Source organism: Microvirga sp. P4_G7 (assembly GCF_056401005.1).
Window position 1 is genome coordinate 1 of sequence record NZ_JBFUKD010000853.1, and the last position, 1361, is coordinate 1361.

General features: G+C 56.8%; 3 protein-coding genes. 1 reads left to right on the forward strand and 2 read right to left on the reverse strand.

Annotation, left to right across the window (positions count from 1 at the left end):
* Positions 1-84 precede the first annotated feature (84 nt).
* On the reverse strand, positions 85-333 hold the full coding sequence (locus tag AC1DT3_RS21335; RefSeq protein WP_477467186.1) for an exodeoxyribonuclease VII small subunit: 249 nt from the start codon (positions 331-333) through the stop codon (positions 85-87).
* A 223-nt stretch (positions 334-556) separates the two neighbouring features.
* Between AC1DT3_RS21335 and AC1DT3_RS21340 the strand changes: the two genes are divergently transcribed.
* Positions 557-1129 (forward strand): helix-turn-helix domain-containing protein, encoded by a 573-nt coding sequence (locus AC1DT3_RS21340; protein ID WP_477467187.1) that lies wholly within the window; start codon positions 557-559, stop codon positions 1127-1129.
* Here the strand turns inward: AC1DT3_RS21340 and AC1DT3_RS21345 are convergent.
* Positions 1110-1361: helix-turn-helix domain-containing protein (locus AC1DT3_RS21345; RefSeq protein ID WP_477467188.1), on the reverse strand; the 252-nt coding region annotated here is incomplete at its 5' end. The genes AC1DT3_RS21340 and AC1DT3_RS21345 overlap by 20 nt on opposite strands.

Consider the following 1361-nt stretch of genomic DNA (forward strand, 5'->3'; position numbering starts at 1 on the left):
GCCTAAAGGAATGAGATAGGATTTCACAAAGGCCGGGTCAAACCGAGAAAGCATCGCCTCCGAGTAGGAATGGAGGTGGTAGGATTATTGTTCCACATCGAGCGGGGTCGCGCCGCTGGCCTGGCCATCGCCGCCGATGGTGATTTTCTCGATGCGGGCTTCGGCCTTTTTCAGCAGTGTTTCGCAATGCTTCTTGAGAATCTCGCCGCGCTCGTAGATCGCGATCGAGTCTTCCAGCGGCACGTCGCCGCGTTCGAGGCGGCGCACGATCTCTTCAAGCTCGGCCAGAGCCTTTTCAAAGGGGAGGGCGTCGAGGGAGGGAGTATCGGTCATTCACATTCGCCACGGTTGGAGGCCTCCGGCGGGCCRGTGCAGGCTCCTGATAACCGATTCCGAAAGGGTTGAGAACTCGCGCGCGGGGAGGGCCCCGTGACCTAGGGCGGCTCCGGGCGGCGGAGAGCCCGAAGATGCGGCGATTTTGTTGGTCACATATGAAAAACCACTATTTATGTGCCGCAAATGATAGGTTATCATGTTTCGAATGCGGAAAAGCACGATGACGGGGAAATCGCCGAGTCTGACCGACAAGTTCGTGGCGTGCCGCGTACGCCTCCGACGTCTGCAAATGGGCCTCAGCCAAGAKGAACTCGCCCACGCCTTGGGCATCACGTTYCAGCAGGTTCAGAAATACGAGAAGGGCACCAACCGCATTAGCGCCGGGCGTCTATATGACATCGCGCAATTGCTCGATGTTCCGCTGCAGTATTTCTACGAAGACGGTTCGGGCGAGGGCGAATCCGCCATGAGCGAAGAGGCGCGGCGGGCCAACGAGATCATGACGGCGCCGTGGGCCGTGAACCTCGTCAAGGTGCTCAAGAAGTTCGACAACCCGGACATCTGGAAAGCGCTGACACACCTCGCGGTCGTCATCTTTCGAGAACTCGACAAAGCGCAGAGCGATCCTCACGTTCGGCAACGGATTGAAAAGGAGTTGTTCGGACAAGAAATGCTCGAACACGCGTTGTTCGTTGAGGACTCGTTCGAACAGGACTCGCTCGAAAAAGACTCGTTTAAAAAGTCATCGGCATTCGTTGCGCGTGAAGGAATGCTCAAACGTCGATCAGGCTGAGATAGATGGCTTTCGCCACGGCGTGAGTTTTGTTGCTTGCGTCGAGTTTGCGCATGGCATTCCGGATATGCGTCTCAACCGTCTCATCCGAAATTTTGAGAATCTCCGCCGTATCGGAAACGGTCTTTCCCCGCGCGGCCCAAGCGAGCATATCTCGCTCGCGATCGGTGAGCAAAACGCTACGCAACTCGCTATTCCCACGGATTATCGAAACGCCCTCTCTATGCTCAAG

Bases quoted from the DNA above. Each gene is read 5' to 3' on its own strand.
- AC1DT3_RS21335 (WP_477467186.1), bottom strand. From the start codon at position 333: ATGACCGATACTCCCTCCCTCGACGCCCTCCCCTTTGAAAAGGCTCTG.